The organism is Paenibacillus sp. 2TAB23 (assembly GCF_052115165.1).
In the GTDB taxonomy this organism is placed as follows: Bacteria; Bacillota; Bacilli; order Paenibacillales; family Paenibacillaceae; genus Pristimantibacillus.
Window position 1 is genome coordinate 1 of record NZ_JBFRGD010000044.1, and the last position, 17,671, is coordinate 17,671.

Consider the following 17,671-nt stretch of genomic DNA (forward strand, 5'->3'; position numbering starts at 1 on the left):
TTGTAGTATGAAACGTACATTGCAATTCATGCAATAGAAACCTGACATGGCAGCCGACTGGGGAGGCTACGATGTACATAGTGCAACAGAATCGCGTTTATGAGCGAATAATCGCAGGAAATGAGGCATTCTGTAGCAGAAACTACAGCGTAGCAAGAGAGAGGTCACATAAACGACGAGTAGAGTGTACAAAGTGCAGCGTAGCTTTGTCTCGCGTAGTGGATAATTTTGTTGCAACTTATAAATAGACCAAAGGTGGGGGAATTGCCCCTGCTTCAGGCGGTATTATTTTACAATTTATTCCTATATATTTGTAGGGAAGTGTTGCCTCTGGAAGGGAAACGAATCGCTTGAAGGGAGACGGAAGAGTTTGTGGAGACGTGTTCGAAAAGCAGCGATAAGCCTACTCGTCATACTTGTGACGTTAGCAGCTATCGGGACCGTATATCAATGGTACGGAGCGAAGCAAGACAGAAAAACCTACCACCCTGTCGGGAATCGGTATGATGTAGCAGGCAATATGATGCATCTCTATACGGAGGGAACAGGGGATGTGACGGTCGTTTTCGCTTCGGGGTGGGGAACCGTCAATCCTTACGTTGATTTTTCCCCCTTGTATGAAGGTCTAAAGCAGCATGTGAAGATAGCAGTCTATGATCGGTTCGGTTATGGCTACAGCGATATGACGGGCGGAAAGCGGGATATCGATACGATTACCGACGAAATTCATGAACTGCTTCAAGTCTCCGGACAGAAACCGCCTTATGTGTTTGCGGCTCACTCCCTGGGTTCACTGGAAGCTATTCGATATGCACAGCGATTTCCCGAAGAAGTAAAAGGCATTCTGCTTATTGAAGGCGGGAGTCCGGAATATTATCAAACGAGCCCGGAGCTTACTTTTATTCCTTGGTTACACAGCGCTCTTCGCACAACGGGCATATTACGTACCTTATATCATCTAAACGGCTTCGCCGGTTGGGTCGCTGACCAAAGCAACGGAGATAAGCTGTTGACGGAGGAGAGAAAGGAGCTGAATCGAAAAGCCATGCTGCTTAAGGTTGGGAATCGGAATATGAGGGATGAAATAAGACAAAGCCGAGAAAATGCCGAAACCGTATTAGCGGGCGGGAAGCCTCTGCATATCCCTATTACAGTCTTGACTGCCGACTACTTCGGCAAGCTGGCTGAAGATAAAGCTTGGTTGGAAGGTGAAGCAGCACTACCATCGTGGTCCGTTGCCGGCAAGCAAATCATCGTGCAAGACAGCTCACATTACATACACAGCTACCAGCCGCAACTTGTTGTTGATGAGTTGCTGCAGCTGGCAGAATAAGTGACTTGAAAAGCAATAGAGCAAAGGAGACCATGGCTACTTTGCTCTGCCGCTCTAAATGGAATAGCGATAAAAGGAGCTTCACAGACAGCTAGCGAATGTAGAATATATACAGAGCCGCTTGGTTGCAAGACTGAGCGGATAAATAATTGAAACAAGGAATAGAGGCATGATTATGAGAGTCTCAACATATGAGCTGATTTCATCGTCTTCTGGGCTAACAGCGGCTGGATTAGACCAAATCGCTAGTAGAAGCCTGCTGCTAAATGGAATTCGTATTTCAGGAAATCTTCCATCCATTGAGATCCGCGAAAATTTAATTCAATTGGACGTTTGCGAAGAATGTTTCCAGCCTGGCTGCAGCAGTGAAGGATTTGTCCAGGTGTTTAAGCTAGCTAATTGGGTCATTTGGAAGTTACCTTATATTGAGACTGATGAAGCTCGAACGGGAGCGGCTTCCGGTCTGAAGGATGGCAGTATATATTGGGAAGCTTCTTTATATGCTTCGTTTCTGGCAGAATTCAACCATACCGCTAATCAGCATGCAGCTGGACTGACGAGCAGGCAGGCTTTTGATTTATGGCGAATTCACGCAGTCAAAACGATTTTTCCACAGCACATTTCAGCCTACTATAGCTTAGAACAATTGGAGGAAGAAGTGATAGGCTTTTATTCGAGCGAGTTATCGGGAGAACAGTCGAAGGAAATATATTTCATGGCAAAGCATGAGCTGCATACGGGGGGAAACCGAGAGCTGTCTTTGCTTGAACGACCAGATGCTTCTGTAGCCATTATAGCTATGTCATATTCGAACGCCTATAAGGAATGGGAATGTATCTATTACGATAATGGAACGTATTATTATCCAGTCGGAGATCAATTAGTCGTTCGATTAGGGTGAAGACGAAATTCCGCTAATAATGGATAACATATAAGTAAGGAGAAGTAGATTATGACACAACCATTACCACAGCTTCGCAATGAAGGAAGCCCCATCATATTGCGTTATGCAAGGGAGTCTGATTTGGACGCCTATTATTCTTTTTTGCAGGATGTAGAGATGAATGAGCTTACGGGCTCGCAAACTGATTTTACACGTGATGCAATTGCAGCGTGGATAAACAAAATCGGAGCAATGAACGTTGATCGGGCCGATTTTGTCATCATCCTGGAGGATACGGGCGAACTGCTTGGCGAGGTTGTTCTGAATGAGATTGACAGCATGAATCGCAGTGCCAATATCCGTATTGGCTTACAAGGCGCTCAGCATCGCGGGTGCGGATACGGCACCGAAGCGATGATTCTTATGCTGCGCTATGGCTTTCAGATGCTGAAGCTGCATCGGATTCATCTGGGCGTATATGCCTTTAATCCACGGGCTATTCATGTATATGAGAAGCTTGGTTTTCATCGCGAGGGTATAGAACGGGATGCTTTGTTTTGGAACGGGGCGTATCATGATCTGATTACGATGTCGATGCTTGAGGATGAGTTCAGAGCGCAATACGAGCTAAAATAAAAATAGCCAAGCACAGTTACGATGTGCTTGGCTATTTTGTTGGCGTTCAGCATTCAAAGCTAATCATCCGACGATGCGACGGTTTGCAGGCGGCTGCTGGCGAATTCACGGGCGCTTCGCCAATCAGCCAAATGATTCTCAAGCTGCTGGATGATCACGTCTATTCCTTGCAGGAATGGAACCTGCCTGCTTGCCTGAATCGATGCAACAGATTGAAGCATCTCTGCTGTCAATACGCTATGTGCCGGAATGGCAGAAGCCAGCTGCTCAAGCGCTTGCTCGATGGGAGCTGCCGAGGAAGCGAGGCGGCTAGTCTTCTGCTCTGCGGCAGGAAGATCCGGTGCTTGCTGCTTCTCTGCTTTTGGTTCGGCGGCTTTTGGCTCAGCCGCAGGCTTGGCGCGTTCGGCTTTGTTCTGCTCATGGGTCGACCAGGTTTCGATCAATCCGCTTCCGGACTTGAAGAGCAGCTTGTCCTTGGTGCTGTCAGAAATTGTTTTGTCTTTGAACAGCTTTGCTATTTTCTTCACATCGCTTACGGGCAGCTCGTCTCTTGCTGCAATAAGCGCAAGCGCGTCTCTGTGCTCCATCGGCAAATCCTTTAGCGGCAGCAGTTGATCCTCGGTCAGCCTGTCCCTCTTGATTTCGGTGCCGCCGACGATCAGCTTTTTAACCGCATTGCTGAACTTAAGTAGCTCGCATTTGTTTTTAATATACGATTCCGGCTTGCCGAGCTTGGCTGATAAAAATTTAGTAGAGCTTCTGAATTTAGAATCATTCAGCAGCTTGTTGAAAGCTTCCGCCTCCTCAATCGGCGAGAAGCCCTCGCGTGTCAGATTTTCTGCGATTTGCTCCAAATAAATTTCCATCTCGTCGGTAACGGTGGAGACGATGCAAGGTATGGTCGCCTTGCCGAGCATCTTGCTTGCTTTGTACCTGCGGTTGCCATAAATGATTTTGTATCGGCCGTTAGGTGTCGTTCTGACTTTAATGGGGGAGAGCAAACCGATCTCATCAATGCTCTTCATGAGCTCCTGCAGGGCTTCCTCATCGAATTGGTATCTGGGCTGATCGGTATCTTCGTCGATTAAATCGGTAACGATTTCAATGATATCCATATGAATTCTCCTTAAGGCTTTGCTGCCATGCTTAACGTTTCTCTTTTGTTGCTCGCTTGTTCTATTATATAGCATGGGCGGGAATGAGGAAACGATTGGCGCAGCGGGGAAAATAAATGTATGGATTTCAGCGGGGAAAATAAATGTATAGATTTCAAAAAAAATGAAACAATTGCTCTCTGTCCGGCGTTTTTAGTTATAAACAAAGGGGGATGGCGGATGCTGCCTTTAAAAAGATCGGGTATTATTCTTTTATTGGCTGTAGGGCTGCTGATATCCAGCTGCAGCAGCAAGCCGTACGGCCATTATCGCGATAATCAAATGATCGGTTTCATAGATGGGTTTGGCGAGCAGGAGCAGACGGTTCGTTTCAATATTTCGGAATGGGCGAAGCGGGATGAGCCAGGGCCAGCTATCGAGGATTGGGGAGCGGAGTATGAGGCGCGGGTGCTCGAAAGCACAACCATTACGAATGAAGCAGGCGAGAAACTTGGCTGGGTCGACCTGAAGCGGGGACAGAAGGTGCAGATTAATCCGCCGAGCACAAAGGTGAAAACGGATACGCCGGATGAGCTCATTATTCTTTCAATGCCGAATGAGGAGCTCTTGATGAGAGCCGGATTGCTGGCTAGCCGTAAGGGTGATTTACGAACAACGGTTGTTTATGGTAAAGGCGAATCGCAGCCCTATCCGCTCGAAGCTTTCAAGAAAGAAGAGGCGGAAATGTTAATGAACGGCGGATATAGCTGGATGGAGCATGACCCCGCTTATGTAATGGATGTGCAGAAGGCATTCCGTATCGATGCGTTTCCGGTATTTCTTGTATTTGATACGGAGACGCTGGTACTGAAATCAGAACGGTTGGAGGACGTATTGGCCTTCAAAAAAGAAAGGAATGAGCAGTAAGCGATATGGAACCTCTACAAGGCGAATTGTGGACGAAGGAGACGTTGCAGGCAGATTTCAAAAAACTAGGCGTTGTATCAGGCATGACGCTGCTGATGCATAGCTCAATGAAGGCCATTGGCGGTTTTGTAGCCGGTGGGCCAGTGGCCGTTATTTTGGCGATGGAGACATGTCTAGGCGATGGCGGAACGCTTGTTATGCCTACGCATACCGGAGACTTATCCGACCCGGAGAATTGGCGGAACCCGCCTGTCAACGAATCGTGGTGGGAGCCGATTAGAAAAGGAATGCCGGCTTTTTCCGCGGATCTCACGCCTTGTTTTAACATGGGCATGATCAATGAGTGTTTTCGTAAACAAAGCGGCGTTGTGCGCAGCGACCATCCACAAGTGTCCTTCGCTGCCTGGGGAGCGAAGAAGTCCATCATGACTGCGGATCATAGTCTAGCATACTGCTTAAGCGAGCAATCGCCAATTGCCCGCTTGTATGGGGAGGAGGGCTGGATTCTGCTGCTCGGCGTGGGACATGACCGCAATACAACCCTTCATCTGGCGGAATATCGGGCGCAATATGCAGGCAAGGCCGAGATGATCAACAAGGCGCCGATATGGATAGAAGGTAAGAGGGAGTGGGCTGCGTTCGCGGACATTGATTTCTGTTCGGATGATTTTGAACAGCTGGGGCAAGCATTTGAGCGTGAAACGGGCTTGATCCGTAGAGGAAAGGTAGGGCATGCGGAGGCGCAGCTTATGCCAGCGAAACCGCTGGTCGATTTCGCCGTCAAATGGATGGAGAGACTTCGGATTTAGCGATTAATATAGCCACGACGTAACATAGTCTGAGATAACAAGAAAAGGTGTCTTTAGGACTAGTATAATTTAGGTATTAAGTTTGGATATTTTTCCCCGATTGTCGAATGATGGTGGTATGATAAGCAATATAACATTGTCCATCATCAGCCCATTCACTTAGAGCGATAATCTTATAGGACGGGCGCAAAGCAGAGGGGAAAACAGCTATGGTAACGGTATTGAAAAAACATTTGATTGTCCGCATTTTATGCGCGATGACAGCGGTGATGATTCTAATAGCGGCAGGCTATATCGGCACACAGGTTGTGCAGACCAAGTCGGCTGTCGAAGAGGCGATTAACAGCTATAATATCCGAATTGCGGAGAGCTACGCCGTTACGCTGCAGGTTGAACGTTTTTCCGAGTTTCTGAAAGAACCGAAGGAGACGGAGCTGTACTGGTCTCTTCGAGAAGAACTCAGTCATTTCCGTACGCAAATCGGAGCGAGATATGTTTATTTTGTCCGCTTTGCGGATAATTTGGAGCCTAGAATTATGATAGACGGCCTACCCAAGGATGATAGCAACGCTTCGCCGATAGATGAAGTCACCGATATGCCAGCTGAAGCAGCCGAAGCGGTTGTGGCAGGAAGGAACGCAAGCTCGCCTCTTATAGAGAATCCGTTGTACGGGTCGTACCTATCGGCATATGTTCCATTGAAGGACGAGAGCGGCACAGTGGTTGGAGCGCTCGGCATTGATACGGATGCTGCCGTATTTCAACGGCTTGCTGCAGATGTCATTTGGGAGAGCATGCCTCTCTACATCATGATGCTGCTTATCACCCTAGTATTAATCGGAGCCATTGTATGGTTTGTTAGACGCTCGCTGCAGCCGCTGCAAACCGTAACCGCCAGCGCAGAGAAGATGGCATCTGGGGATTTGGCGGAGGCCAATGCGATTCTGCGGGCAACGCCAGTTACCTCGGTGGATGAGATCGGCACCGTTTATAGGGCGATGCTCACGATGTCGGAGAATCTGAACGAGAGAGTTCGCGGGGTTGTAGTGAATGTAGGGAAAACGTCGGAGCAGCTCGTTTCATCCTCGCAAGCTTTTGCCAGTCATGCGGATCAAATGCTGCAAATGGGCGAAACGATGGATGGCTCCGTGCAGCATATATATGAAGGCGCGCATGCGCAGAAGAAAAGCGCGGAGGACAGTGCACTGGCGATGGAAGAAATCGCAGTAGGTATTGTAAGGATTGCAGAGTCGTCTTCGACAGTCTCCAATGCGGCGGTACAGTCGCTTGAAAGCGCGCAATCAGGCGAAATCGCTATGAAGCAGCTGAATAACCAGATTAGGAGCATCTCGGATTCAACAGCGCAAACGCTCGATATTGCAAGGCAGCTAAAGGAGTATAGCGGACAAATTGGACTAGTTATCGGCTCTGTCAGCGAGTTTGCCAACCAGACCAAGCTTCTTGCATTGAATGCCTCAATAGAAGCCGCGCGGGCTGGCGAGCATGGAGCGGGTTTCATGGTCGTGGCGAAGGAGGTTCGCAAGCTTGCGGAAGCCTCGGCATCCTCCGTGCAGCAGATATCGACGCTGCTTGGCAATATCGAAACGGAGTCCGGTGCAATCAGCACGGAGATGGAGAAGGTTTCGCTAGAAATTAATGATGGTGTTTCGCTATCGGGTGAAGCGGCTGAGGCATTCTTGCAAGCCGTGGCATCGTTCCGCCTCGTAAGCGAGCAAATTATGGAGGTATCGGCTGCTACGGAGCAATTGACCGCCGGCTCCGAGGAGGTCGCAGCAACGGTGAGCAGCATTGCTCATATCGCAAGCGGCGTATCCGATCAAACGGAGCAGATACAGACGCTCACAGCCAAACAGCTGGAAATGATGAAGCAAGTGCAGGAGGCTTCTGCTCTATTAAGCGAGAACACAAGGGATATGAGAGAGGCCGTCGCAAAGGTTAATGTGTAAAGGTGTGGAAGCGGTCGCGGATGCTGCGTAATCTGCATATTGAAGGTAGAAGCATAGTTGCTCCGAATCAGATTCTATTGCTTTGAAAAGTAATGAGGGGAAATGCCCGTTAGCATACGCTAATCTGAGCACTTCCCCTTTATTTATGCGCTATAAGGAAAGCCGCAGCTTTTTATCCAAGTATTTGAGCGCTTTCTCCGTGCATACCTCGGTTAGTTCTGTTTTGACAAACGTTTTCGCTTCTGGCAAATGACGAGGTGCCTCCGGCGTGTCGCTCAGCGTTTCATAGAGCCAATGCTCTGAGGTTTCGTAACACATACTGCTCCACCCGCCCTCGATGTCACTTTCCTGAGCTCCGGTAATGACGATATCCGCATAGTTCTGCAAATCAACAAGTGCTCTTTCGTAATCTTTTTTCTGCTCCTTGGCGGTCAACCGGGATTCCTTGCGCAAGTTTCTAGCGTCAATATTGCCAGCTTCCTTGATGATTCGGTATATATCCCGTGCGTGTTGAGACAATAAACCGCTTTGAAATCGAGCTTCAACGCTTTTTCCTTGTGATAGCAGAAGCGGAATGTAAGGGAACAAGCTGACCCGTACGAAACTTAACTTGGAGCCGAAAAACTTCCCATATGCCGCATGCTCGTCGTTGACGATCTTAACACGCCACAGCCAAGGATCAAACTCGTTATCTTTGTGCCAGCTATCGCTTGGCGCGACGGAGGTAAGCGAAGGGTGATCGGGAATCAGATCAGAAAACGGGAAAATTTTATATTGATCGACCAGTTGCACGAATTCAGGGTACGTTGTAATACTCATGCGTTCACTCCTCATTTAAGTTACTCTATTATTCTAGTAATTCCCAACGCTATCCTGCTTTACACGATGTATTTGAATAAATAAGGCAGAAACCTTTTTGTGCGAAACGGCGTCATATAAAGGGGATTTACATAATAAGGATCCTACGGGAGGTGAGTGGCATGGATATGAAAAATACGGTTGCAGCGATGGCAGCGACAGTGCTCCTTCTCACCGGCTGCGCAGCGGACACGCAGGGGCCAATCGTTACGAGCAGACAGGAGTCTGCAGCTGCTCTATCAAGCCGTGTTTCCATTTCCAAAATTTCAGGGGAGAGTAACGACGCTGTTGTCTTTTCGGAACAGGAACAGGTAGAAGCCTTTGAACGCGCCGTCCAAACGGCTCAAGAGCTTCCTGGCATCTTGAACGTGACAGCGGCTGACTATACGTTCACGGTTAACCTTCAGCTGGAGGTGCACAACTATTTACTATGGATTGGGCAAAGCGGGCAGCAAGGCATGATTATGGATGCTAAGGACACCCACAAAGGATATGTGCTTACAACGGCTGCAACGGCAGAGCTTCTGCAGCTAGTCGAAGCGGACGCACGTCTTCGGTTATCCGAACGAAGGGAAGAAATCGTAGCTGAGCACGGAACACCGCTTGATACGATGGTTTATAAGTGGGAAGATGGTGCGTTTTTTATGGGGAAAAACGAGGAGTTACGATAATACGTTATGATAAGGAGGCATTCAAGATGAAGAAATGGCTAAAGACGGCTGCCGCTGCGTTAACAATGATGGGCGTTCTAAGTGCTGGCTCAGCGGTGATGGCTGCAACTTCCCCTGCGACCGATCTAAAGTTGTTTATTAACGGGGCGTATCAGAATGATGTACTGAATGTGAACGGCCGTACGATGGTTCAATTAAGAGCCATTCATGATCCTGCTAAAATCAGCTATTCCTACGAATCATTCACAAAGACCATTATTATCATTAATTCAGATAAAAACATAACGGTGCGCTTGAAGGACGGATTAAAAATAGCTGACATCAATGGAAAAAAAGTCGCTTTAGATGCTCCGGTTACGGTGAAGCGAGGTCGAACCTACGTCCCCTTGCGTTTTGTAACGGAAACATTGGGAGGGACCGCGACATACGACAGCAAAAGCAAGCAGGTCATCGTTCGCACACCGACAGGCGAAGAGCGGTTCCAAATGCTCAGAAGCGGTGAACTTGATCAAGCACGCAGAGTGGTACTCACCCTTCCGCAGCTGAACTCGGAGAAAGCAATTCAACCTTACGGGGAAGGCTTTACGATGACTTACACGTTTCCAAGAGGGGAAGCGCTCCGTTATTCTGTAGAGTACAGAGGATTAATCACATATCTCGAGATCAACGAAAACGGCCTTGCCGAAATAAAATGGCAAAAGGATACTATAGGGAAAAACGGCGAATCGGGACAAGAACCGAAATCATTTGGCGACTCTGTTTACTTTTCGGATAGCCTTATGACGGATAAAGTGTTCTACGGTACAGTAGACAGCACAGGGAAGAGGACGGCACAGGCCTCCGTTGATCGGTATAACAAAGAAAAGAACGAGTATGTTCTGATTATGCCGATTGATGGCGAGGTGAGGACAGATGCGAAGTTGACAGAATAAGCTTAGAAGGAAGCGTGTTTGAGAGTATGATCAAAAGAATCGATATAACCGATCCGTGCATCGCGGAGGAAGTGCTGGGCATTCAAATTCCATCCTACAAGGTAGAGGCGGAGCTTATCGGCTTTGATGCGCTGCCTCCGCTAAAGGATACAGTGGAAACGCTGATCGACTGCGGCGAAGATTTTTACGGTTATTATTTGGACAGTGAGCTATGCGGGGCTATCGCGATAAAACGGGAAGAGGAAATCATCGACATTCATCGATTGATGGTTCACCCTAAGCATTTCCGAAAAGGAATTGCCAAGGAGCTGCTGCGTTACGTAGAGAGCCTAGCGGGCTCAGAAGGTGTGATTATAGTTGCAACGGGAACCGAAAACGTTCCGGCCGTAAGCTTTTACAAGCAAAGCGGTTTTGTGGAAACGGACGTGTTCCTTGTGGAAGACCAGCTGTCGATTACCTCTTTCCAGAAGATGAAATCATAAGGTTTATATTTAATAGACATAAGGAGAAGGAACCATTGCAGCTATTAAGGAAGGCAATCAACGGCGCTCAAGAAGTTTCCGTTTATGAAACCAATCAGCTGTACGGGGAAACCGGTAAGTTTCGATTCCTGCAATTTTCTGACTATGCGATTCAAGGCGCCATTGATTTGAAGGAGCCAAAGCGGATCGTGCTGGAATATCCAAGAGCGATTATCCACTTGATGGAGAGAAACGATCCTGCTTTCAATAACGTGTTTATGATTGGACACGGCGTCGGGACTATTCCCGGTCATTACCCGAATAAGCGATTTGTCGTAGCGGAAATCGACGAGGCGGTAGTCGAGCTAAGCAAAACGTACTTTCATTACCACATGAATAATGTAAGAGTCGGTGACGGACGCTTCCTTCTTGACGAACAGGAGCAGAGCAGCTTCGATTATATTATTTTGGACGCGTTCACGGAGGCCGGCACACCTTATCATTTAATGACATTGGAGTTTATGGAGCTGGCGGAGGCGAAGCTAGATGCTAGAGGCATGCTTCTGCTGAATGTAACGGGTAAACTGAAGAATGACACGCTAATCGATGCCGTATACGCGACGCTCAAAGAAGTCTTTATGCATGTTAAAGCTTTCTCCCTTAAGGCGGAGCATCATGCGGATGCGAGAAACATTATATTGGCAGGAAGCAATCGTCCGATTGCATATGAGTCGATGGCCATGGCCGGTTTCTTTGAGATTGGACTGGATGAGGGCTATGTCATGCGTGACAAACAAGATGCTTAAGGGGGCTGCGGCTGCAAGCTGCTGCTTGTCCTGCAAAAAATTAATAGCCTTACTGCTTCATTAGGTTGCGGTTTTTAATGCAAAGACTAGCAAGTTTGCTAATGCAGTAAGCTAACGCTTGTGGAACAGGAGCTTCTGGGCAAGCTCGTTCGTAGAGCAATCCGCATAAACCTCGACAGCTTGCTTTCGTTTGTTGATTACCAATAAACGAATATCCTTCTTCTCTATACCCATCCATTCCGGAGAATGCCACGTTTTGCGGCAGACGAGAAAACGACCCTCATAGGAAACGACTTTCCATCTCATAAAAGCATATTTCTCCTTTGACCGTCGGATGCCTCGGCAGAGATATCCGGTACTTGCCTGTTTTGTACTATGCGGCGATAGTTGCGAGGTGTCATGCCGACAATTCTTTTGAAGTGCGTGAGAAAGGCATCGATATTTTTATAGCCGACTTCTTCTGCGATCGAACCGATTTTTTGCTGTGGGCTTCTGAGAAGCTCGCAGCTTTTTTTGATCCGCAGCTGCTGCAGATAACGAAGAAAGGATTGTCCGGTATGCGCCTTGAACACGCGGGCGAAATGCCGCTCGCTCCACTGGCAGCGCTCGGCAAGCTGACCGACCGTCAAGTTTTCGTGTGCATGCTGTTCCATATAGTCAAGGATGTGCTGGACGGAAACCGGCTTAATTGATGGCTTGTCTATATGTTGGAGCAGCCTATGAATAGATACGAGCAGCTGTACGAGCAATGACCGCAAGTAAGCATCCGACCCGATTTGCGGGTCATTGTACTCGCGAAGCAGGCTGCAGAACAAGGCGTCGATGAGGCCTTCGTCATCAAAGAGCGGTTGGAACGTCGCTGGCTGAGTAAGCTGCTGCTCCAGAAAATCCGCAATCGGTGGCGCTCCTCCAATCCAATCACGCAAGGATATGAGCAGGGATGAACGGAAGACGCAGTTATATACAATGAGCGGAGGGCTGGTTCGTGAAGGTGTCGATGGCCGGAATACATGCGAGATCCCTGGCGGTAGTATAAACAACAGTCCTTTGTGTACGGGAACGACGGTTTCTCCGATATGATGAAAGCCCTTGCCCTCTGCTACATAAGCAAGCTCGATGAAATCATGGTTATGGAGCGGGAGATGAAAGTTTTCTGCAGCGCGGTTTACAAAGATGTACTCGTCTTCTTGTAGAAATTGCTCGACCTTGTACAACTGAGAATGTTTCGTAGGCATAGTTCTATTTCTCCCCTAAACGAATGTCGTTTTTCAATGATTAAATGTCCGGAATGATAGTAATTCAGTTCATTGATTTTACTATAATGAGAGTAAGAATGCACGCACTTGCAGCTGAGTGCTGGCACAGAGGGAGCTGGATCACATGGTCAATACGAATTGGAATGCGAGCTGGATATGGGGCGGAGAGGAGGAAAGCCCACGCAATGAATGGCGCTGCTTCCGAAAAAGTTTCGTGCCTCCACAATCAGCTGAAGGCTCTGCTGAGCAGACACCAACGGTTCTGCGAATTAGTGCGGACTCCCGTTATGTACTTTATATAAACGGCAAGCAGATAGGCAGAGGCCCCGTTCGCTCTTGGACGGTTGAGCAATTTTATGATTCGTATGAGATTGGACATTTGCTGATTCCGGGGCAGACCAATACGATTGCAGTATTCGTGCTTCACTTTGGCGTATCCACCTTCTATTATTTGCGCGGCCGCGGCGGCTTGCTTGTACAGATCGACAGCCTTCAGGAATCGGGTGCCGAGATGCTGCTTGCCACGGATGATGCTTGGAAAACGTCCATTCACGAGGGGCATCATGCACGTGCACCGCGAATGTCCTGCCAGCAGGGCTTCTCGGAGTATGTGGATGCAGGCTTATGGCCGGATAATTGGATCGGGAACGGCTTTGATGATCAAAGCTGGGAGAAGCCCTGCGTTATCGGTGAAGTGGGGGTTGGTCCGTGGGTGTCACTTAAGGAACGTGATATTCCTTTGCTAGCGGAATATCCGATCTATCCTTCGCGGATTTTGTCCATGAACAGTGTCCGGTCTTTTACGTACTCGACAGCAATTGATATGCGCAATCATATGGTTGCGGGCAGCGAGAATCATGCCAATGTGGTTGGATTCACGGGTTATACGGCAACGGTCCTCCGTGCGGAGGTGGAGACTGAGATTATACTAGGCTTCCCTTTTGCAGGAGAGTGCGTAGGCTCGGTATCGTTGAATGGGAACAAGCTGAGCGAGGAGCTTTTTACAGGGGCCATGCCGGAACGATATGCTTCGGTTAAGCTCATGAAAGGTGATAACCTGCTGCTAATCGATGTTAGCGGTCGGATGCATACGGGCAAGCTGCATGTCGGCTTATACAGTGAATCAGCTATCGCTTTGAGAAGTCCGCTGCTAGCAGGGGAAGCCGGCCAACAAGAGAGCCAATCCCCGTTTATATCGATCGGACCTTTTGATTCGACGTTTTATCTCGATCACCAGAAAACAAGAGAGATTGATTTCGAGGACAAAACATATAAAGAGGTTATCGAAAAAGTAGCTGCTGTGGAGGATTTAGCCGCATATTCGGCCTTTATCCACGAGATTGATGAACGCTATGTGAGTGAAGCGGATGTATTCGGCCTGTCTGTCTGGAAAAAAGAGAGCAATCCGCATGCCGTCCCAGCAGCGCTGCAACATGCAGTTGTGCCGAATGCGGAAGCTGGTATCGTTCCGCTCTACTCTGGCTTCGACACGGAGCTTATTATTGATTTCGGCAAGGAGCTGACTGGATACCTATCGTTTGAGGTCGAGGCAGAAGCGGGAACGATACTCGATTTCTACGGGTTCGAGTATATGACGGAGGATTACCGGCAGGATACGTTCGGACTCGATAATACGCTTCGTTATGTGTGCAGAGAGGGAAGGCAGCAATACGTTTCCCCCATAAGAAGAGGACTCCGTTATTTGATGCTGACGGTTCGAGAAGCTGGGCGTTCGGTCAAGCTGTTCAACGTTCATTACATGGCCAACCATTATCCAGTTGCGGAGATCGGCAGCTTCCAATGCTCAGATCCGCTGCTTAATGACATTTGGGAAATTAGCCGTCATACGACGAAGCTTTGCATGGAGGATACGTTTGTGGACTGTCCGGCCTATGAGCAAGTGTTCTGGGTAGGAGACAGCCGCAACGAGGCGCTTGTAAGCAACTATTTGTTTGGCGTGAATGACATCGTAAAGCGCTGCTTGCGTCTTGTTCCGGGCTCCAAAGATCAAACGCCGCTATTTGCCGATCAGGTACCAAGCGGTTGGAGCAGCGTGATCCCGAACTGGACGTTCTTTTGGGCGATTGCTTGCCGAGAATACGTGGAACAGACTGGAGATATGGACTTTGCTGCTGAGATGTATCCGCATATCCGTTTCACGCTTGAGCATTACCTGAAAGAAATCAATGAAGATGGCCTTCTGGCGATAAAAGGCTGGAATTTGTTAGACTGGTCGCCGATCGATCAGCCGAATGACGGAATCGTGACGCACCAGAATTGCTTTTTGGTAAAAACGCTGCGCGTAGCTGCCGAGATGGCCATCTTCGCAAATGATCCGAATGGAGACCTTCGCTTCACGGAAGCGGCGAACCTGCTACAAGCTGCTATCAATCAGCATCTGTGGTCGGAGGAACAATCCGCCTATTTGGATTGCATCCATGTGGATGGCCGGAGATCTGATATTTTTTCAGTCCAGACGCAAGTAGTGGCCTATTTGACTGGGGTTGCGCAAGCTGATAGAAGCGGCATCGTGGAAAGTTATTTAGTAGAGGCGCCTGAGCATTTTGTTCAAATCGGCAGTCCGTTTATGTCCTTCTTCTATTATGAGGCACTATCGAAATCCGGTCGGAATACGGCAATCGTGGATGATATTCGCTTGAATTTCGGGCAAATGATCGAGCATGACGCTACGACCTGCTGGGAGATGTATCCTAATTTCACGGAAAATAGAGCTAATCCTAATATGCTGACTAGAAGCCACTGTCATGCCTGGTCGGCTGCGCCGGCTTATTTTCTTGGTCGCGAGGTGCTCGGCATCCGCAGTGCGGCGATTGGCTGGTCAGAGGTGGACATTCATCCGGAGCCAAGCGGTCTCTCATGGGCGAAAGGGAGCGTACCGCTGCCTGATGCAGGTCGAATTGATGTGTCATGGAAGCTGCTGGGAGATGAGACAATAGAAATTTTTGTGCAGTATCCCGAGTCAGTCAAAGTAAATATACGGGTTCCGGAGGGCTACCGCGGAATCATTCGAGAAAAGAAACTGCTGGTATAGGTTGTTAAAGGCAGATCAATATAAGGACAAATAAGCTCTCACTGCCTTCTGGCAGCGGAGAGCTTATTTGTATGGCTTGTTTAATAGAGATCAAACATGTTAACCTCGTAGCCTTGCATTTTCAAATACGTAAAGAGCTGAGCTCGGTGATGCTGCGCATGGGTCGTTATTTCAACGAGCCATTTGGCTTGTACAGTACCATGCTCGAGATAGAAGGGCTTTGTGCTTTTATGAAGGAAATCTTCTTCGGAAAGACTCTCCATATAGCTTTTGACTTCATGGAGGCCGGTCGTCATCCAACCAACCAGGCGTTCAATGTCAGAGCTTTCAGCGATATCGGCTTCCAGCTTGCGTATAACGGTTTCGCTGTTCTCTTGTAAAATGAGCAAATCTGAAGATGGAACGGATACGAGATGCTCGGTTAACTCCAGCAGCGATCTCATATTGGCGTGCGGTCTGAAGCTCCAATGCTCTGGCGAGATTTTGCGAATGAGATTCGAGGATGTTTTGACGATATGCTCCAATTCTTCTAGCTGCACAGCTTTGACTTCAATTACAGCTGACATGCGTTTCACTCCATTCATATTTTGAAATCCAGTTACGCCTTAGTAGGCTCAGTTTTAATTGTAGATTATAATAGTGACAATCGTTGTCATAAATATAAAAAGAATGATGGAGGATATCCATGTCGAAATCGAAGCGTCTGATTGATTTGATGATGACCGTTAACCGAAAGCGGAAATTTACGGTCAAGGAGCTTGCTCAGGAGTTTGAGGTGTCTACACGTACTATTTTAAGGGATTTGCAGGAGCTGAGTGAGCTCGGTGTACCTTTATATTCAGAAGTAGGGCCACATGGCGGTTATCAGGTGCTGAAGGAAAGAATATTGCCGCCGATTGCGTTTACGGAAGAGGAAGCAGTCGCTATTTTTTTCGCCAGCCACGCCCTCCGCCATTACGCCTATCTTCCGTTCAAGGAAGAAGCCGCCTCGGCGCTCAGCAAATTTTATTTCTATATGACGGGGGACGTTCGCGACCGAATTGATCAAATGAAGCATAGAATTGATATTTTCACACCGGAGAGGAGCTCCGAGGTACCTTTTTTGTCCATAATGCTTGAAGCGTCCATTCATCAAAAGGTGCTGCAAATTGGCTATGATTCGCGTGACGGAAGGCTGAGTCGGCCGATACAACCGATTGGTCTTTATGCCAGCAATGGCTTTTGGTACTGCCCTGCCTATTGTTTTTTGCGAAACGAGCTGCGATTGTTTCGGTGCGATCGTATCCGAACAGCCGAGTATGATTCAACCGAAATGGTGCCTATGGACTTCCGAGAGGTTCATCTTGGCAACCGGGATGAATATTTTCAAACGGAAGTGACCTATACCAGGCTTTATGTAGAGCTGAGCAGGGAAGGCGTGCAGCGCTGCGAGACGGAGCTGTGGCCGATGCCTACGCTTCATGTTCGGGAGGACGGAACGGGATGGCTGGATGGAAAGGCTCGCCATGCAGACATTTCTTATTACGCGAAGTTTTTTATGGGCTTAGGAAATGAGGCAACCGTGAAGGAACCAGCTGAGCTCATCGAAAGCGTGAAGGAGATATTATTGGCGATGATGTCGAAGTATGTATAGGTTTCTGTGAAAAGGTTCAGACTGTTTGAAGTGGTTTTGAAATTAATTTTAAAAAACACTTGCAATACTGTGCTTGTCCATGGTATATTCTTATTCCGGCCAAGAAATACACCGGGACGAAAGAAAAAGATTGCTCTTTGAAAACTGAACAACGAGTAAYAACTGCCTCGCAAATCCTTCGGGATAAGCGAAAAAGCGATAACAAAGTAATGAGCAWKTCAAACACCAATTTGGAGAGTTTGATCCTGGCTCAGGACGAACGCTGGCGGCGTGCCTAATACATGCAAGTCGAGCGGATCTTGTCCTTCGGGACAAGGTTAGCGGCGGACGGGTGAGTAACACGTGGGTAACCT

17 protein-coding genes and 1 rRNA gene are annotated in these 17,671 nt (G+C 48.2%); 13 read left to right on the plus strand and 5 right to left on the minus strand.

The features are described from left to right. Nucleotides 1-370: 370 nt before the first annotated feature. The 3 genes from AB4Z29_RS31640 to AB4Z29_RS31650 all read left to right on the plus strand — a co-directional run bounded on the left by AB4Z29_RS31640 (nucleotide 371) and on the right by AB4Z29_RS31650 (nucleotide 2,852). Entirely contained in the window at nucleotides 371-1,333 is a 963-nt protein-coding gene (locus tag AB4Z29_RS31640) for an alpha/beta fold hydrolase (RefSeq protein ID WP_441946859.1), read from the plus strand. 175 nt (nucleotides 1,334-1,508) lie between these two features. After that, complete coding sequence (locus AB4Z29_RS31645) at nucleotides 1,509-2,234, plus strand: hypothetical protein (RefSeq protein ID WP_441946860.1); 726 nt, start codon at nucleotides 1,509-1,511, stop codon at nucleotides 2,232-2,234. A 51-nt stretch (nucleotides 2,235-2,285) separates the two neighbouring features. After that, complete coding sequence (locus AB4Z29_RS31650; RefSeq protein WP_441946861.1) at nucleotides 2,286-2,852, plus strand: GNAT family N-acetyltransferase; 567 nt, start codon at nucleotides 2,286-2,288, stop codon at nucleotides 2,850-2,852. A gap of 59 nt (nucleotides 2,853-2,911) precedes the next feature. Here AB4Z29_RS31650 and AB4Z29_RS31655 read toward each other — a convergent pair whose 3' ends face one another. Next, nucleotides 2,912-3,967, minus strand: a complete 1,056-nt coding sequence (locus AB4Z29_RS31655) for a ParB/RepB/Spo0J family partition protein (RefSeq protein WP_441946862.1) — start codon at nucleotides 3,965-3,967, stop codon at nucleotides 2,912-2,914. A 219-nt stretch (nucleotides 3,968-4,186) separates the two neighbouring features. Here AB4Z29_RS31655 and AB4Z29_RS31660 point away from each other — a divergent pair, with 219 nt between their 5' ends. The 3 genes from AB4Z29_RS31660 (at nucleotide 4,187) to AB4Z29_RS31670 (ending at nucleotide 7,649) form a co-directional block, all read left to right on the plus strand. Next, nucleotides 4,187-4,873 carry a hypothetical protein gene (locus AB4Z29_RS31660; protein ID WP_441946863.1) on the plus strand — a complete coding sequence of 229 codons (687 nt, stop codon included), beginning with the start codon at nucleotides 4,187-4,189 and terminating at the stop codon, nucleotides 4,871-4,873. 5 nt (nucleotides 4,874-4,878) lie between these two features. Beyond that, nucleotides 4,879-5,682 carry an aminoglycoside N(3)-acetyltransferase gene (locus AB4Z29_RS31665; protein ID WP_441946864.1) on the plus strand — a complete coding sequence of 268 codons (804 nt, stop codon included), beginning with the start codon at nucleotides 4,879-4,881 and terminating at the stop codon, nucleotides 5,680-5,682. 209 nt (nucleotides 5,683-5,891) lie between these two features. Continuing rightward, entirely contained in the window at nucleotides 5,892-7,649 is a 1,758-nt protein-coding gene (locus AB4Z29_RS31670) for a methyl-accepting chemotaxis protein (RefSeq protein WP_441946865.1), read from the plus strand. A 150-nt stretch (nucleotides 7,650-7,799) separates the two neighbouring features. Here AB4Z29_RS31670 and AB4Z29_RS31675 read toward each other — a convergent pair whose 3' ends face one another. Next, nucleotides 7,800-8,468, minus strand: coding sequence for an AlkZ-related protein (locus tag AB4Z29_RS31675; protein WP_441946866.1), 669 nt, complete (start codon nucleotides 8,466-8,468; stop codon nucleotides 7,800-7,802). A gap of 161 nt (nucleotides 8,469-8,629) precedes the next feature. Between AB4Z29_RS31675 and AB4Z29_RS31680 the strand changes: the two genes are divergently transcribed. The 4 genes from AB4Z29_RS31680 to AB4Z29_RS31695 are packed head-to-tail and all read left to right on the plus strand — an operon-like array spanning nucleotide 8,630 to nucleotide 11,377. After that, nucleotides 8,630-9,178 carry a hypothetical protein gene (locus tag AB4Z29_RS31680; RefSeq protein ID WP_441946867.1) on the plus strand — a complete coding sequence of 183 codons (549 nt, stop codon included), beginning with the start codon at nucleotides 8,630-8,632 and terminating at the stop codon, nucleotides 9,176-9,178. Nucleotides 9,179-9,204: 26 nt separating this feature from the next. After that, a complete protein-coding gene (locus AB4Z29_RS31685) occupies nucleotides 9,205-10,110 on the plus strand; it encodes a copper amine oxidase N-terminal domain-containing protein (RefSeq protein WP_441946868.1) in 906 nt (301 codons plus the stop codon). Between the two features lie 26 nt (nucleotides 10,111-10,136). Beyond that, nucleotides 10,137-10,592 carry a GNAT family N-acetyltransferase gene (locus AB4Z29_RS31690; RefSeq protein ID WP_441946869.1) on the plus strand — a complete coding sequence of 152 codons (456 nt, stop codon included), beginning with the start codon at nucleotides 10,137-10,139 and terminating at the stop codon, nucleotides 10,590-10,592. Nucleotides 10,593-10,627: 35 nt separating this feature from the next. Beyond that, nucleotides 10,628-11,377, plus strand: coding sequence for a spermidine synthase (locus AB4Z29_RS31695; RefSeq protein ID WP_441946870.1), 750 nt, complete (start codon nucleotides 10,628-10,630; stop codon nucleotides 11,375-11,377). 111 nt (nucleotides 11,378-11,488) lie between these two features. On the opposite strand, the gene AB4Z29_RS31700 is transcribed toward AB4Z29_RS31695, so the two are convergent. Next, the gene (locus tag AB4Z29_RS31700; RefSeq protein ID WP_441946871.1) at nucleotides 11,489-11,683 is read right to left on the minus strand and encodes a hypothetical protein; all 195 of its coding nucleotides are present in this window, start codon (nucleotides 11,681-11,683) and stop codon (nucleotides 11,489-11,491) included. Continuing rightward, nucleotides 11,680-12,612 carry a helix-turn-helix domain-containing protein gene (locus AB4Z29_RS31705; RefSeq protein ID WP_441946872.1) on the minus strand — a complete coding sequence of 311 codons (933 nt, stop codon included), beginning with the start codon at nucleotides 12,610-12,612 and terminating at the stop codon, nucleotides 11,680-11,682. Before AB4Z29_RS31705 ends, AB4Z29_RS31700 begins: the two co-directional genes overlap by 4 nt. 145 nt (nucleotides 12,613-12,757) lie before the next feature. Here AB4Z29_RS31705 and AB4Z29_RS31710 point away from each other — a divergent pair, with 145 nt between their 5' ends. Next, nucleotides 12,758-15,685 (plus strand): family 78 glycoside hydrolase catalytic domain, encoded by a 2,928-nt coding sequence (locus AB4Z29_RS31710; RefSeq protein WP_441946873.1) that lies wholly within the window; start codon nucleotides 12,758-12,760, stop codon nucleotides 15,683-15,685. An 80-nt stretch (nucleotides 15,686-15,765) separates the two neighbouring features. Here the strand turns inward: AB4Z29_RS31710 and AB4Z29_RS31715 are convergent, their stop codons facing one another. Then, nucleotides 15,766-16,251 (minus strand): DinB family protein, encoded by a 486-nt coding sequence (locus AB4Z29_RS31715; protein WP_441946874.1) that lies wholly within the window; start codon nucleotides 16,249-16,251, stop codon nucleotides 15,766-15,768. Nucleotides 16,252-16,370: 119 nt separating this feature from the next. Between AB4Z29_RS31715 and AB4Z29_RS31720 the strand changes: the two genes are divergently transcribed. Together AB4Z29_RS31720 and AB4Z29_RS31725 are read left to right on the plus strand one after the other, a co-directional pair. Continuing rightward, a complete protein-coding gene (locus tag AB4Z29_RS31720; protein ID WP_441946875.1) occupies nucleotides 16,371-17,318 on the plus strand; it encodes a helix-turn-helix transcriptional regulator in 948 nt (315 codons plus the stop codon). Nucleotides 17,319-17,545: 227 nt separating this feature from the next. Next, nucleotides 17,546-17,671 (plus strand): 16S ribosomal RNA (locus tag AB4Z29_RS31725); the annotation flags it as partial.

Excerpts from the sequence above, each read along its gene's own strand:
- AB4Z29_RS31645 (WP_441946860.1), top strand. The coding sequence starts at position 1,509 with ATGAGAGTCTCAACATATGAGCTGATTTCATCGTCTTCTGGGCTAACA.
- AB4Z29_RS31650 (WP_441946861.1), top strand. The coding sequence starts at position 2,286 with ATGACACAACCATTACCACAGCTTCGCAATGAAGGAAGCCCCATCATA.
- AB4Z29_RS31655 (WP_441946862.1), bottom strand. The coding sequence starts at position 3,967 with ATGGATATCATTGAAATCGTTACCGATTTAATCGACGAAGATACCGAT.
- AB4Z29_RS31660 (WP_441946863.1), top strand. The coding sequence starts at position 4,187 with ATGCTGCCTTTAAAAAGATCGGGTATTATTCTTTTATTGGCTGTAGGG.
- AB4Z29_RS31665 (WP_441946864.1), top strand. The coding sequence starts at position 4,879 with ATGGAACCTCTACAAGGCGAATTGTGGACGAAGGAGACGTTGCAGGCA.
- AB4Z29_RS31670 (WP_441946865.1), top strand. The coding sequence starts at position 5,892 with ATGGTAACGGTATTGAAAAAACATTTGATTGTCCGCATTTTATGCGCG.
- AB4Z29_RS31675 (WP_441946866.1), bottom strand. The coding sequence starts at position 8,468 with ATGAGTATTACAACGTACCCTGAATTCGTGCAACTGGTCGATCAATAT.
- AB4Z29_RS31680 (WP_441946867.1), top strand. The coding sequence starts at position 8,630 with ATGGATATGAAAAATACGGTTGCAGCGATGGCAGCGACAGTGCTCCTT.
- AB4Z29_RS31685 (WP_441946868.1), top strand. The coding sequence starts at position 9,205 with ATGAAGAAATGGCTAAAGACGGCTGCCGCTGCGTTAACAATGATGGGC.
- AB4Z29_RS31690 (WP_441946869.1), top strand. The coding sequence starts at position 10,137 with ATGATCAAAAGAATCGATATAACCGATCCGTGCATCGCGGAGGAAGTG.
- AB4Z29_RS31700 (WP_441946871.1), bottom strand. The coding sequence starts at position 11,683 with ATGAGATGGAAAGTCGTTTCCTATGAGGGTCGTTTTCTCGTCTGCCGC.
- AB4Z29_RS31705 (WP_441946872.1), bottom strand. The coding sequence starts at position 12,612 with ATGCCTACGAAACATTCTCAGTTGTACAAGGTCGAGCAATTTCTACAA.
- AB4Z29_RS31710 (WP_441946873.1), top strand. The coding sequence starts at position 12,758 with ATGGTCAATACGAATTGGAATGCGAGCTGGATATGGGGCGGAGAGGAG.
- AB4Z29_RS31715 (WP_441946874.1), bottom strand. The coding sequence starts at position 16,251 with ATGTCAGCTGTAATTGAAGTCAAAGCTGTGCAGCTAGAAGAATTGGAG.
- AB4Z29_RS31720 (WP_441946875.1), top strand. The coding sequence starts at position 16,371 with ATGTCGAAATCGAAGCGTCTGATTGATTTGATGATGACCGTTAACCGA.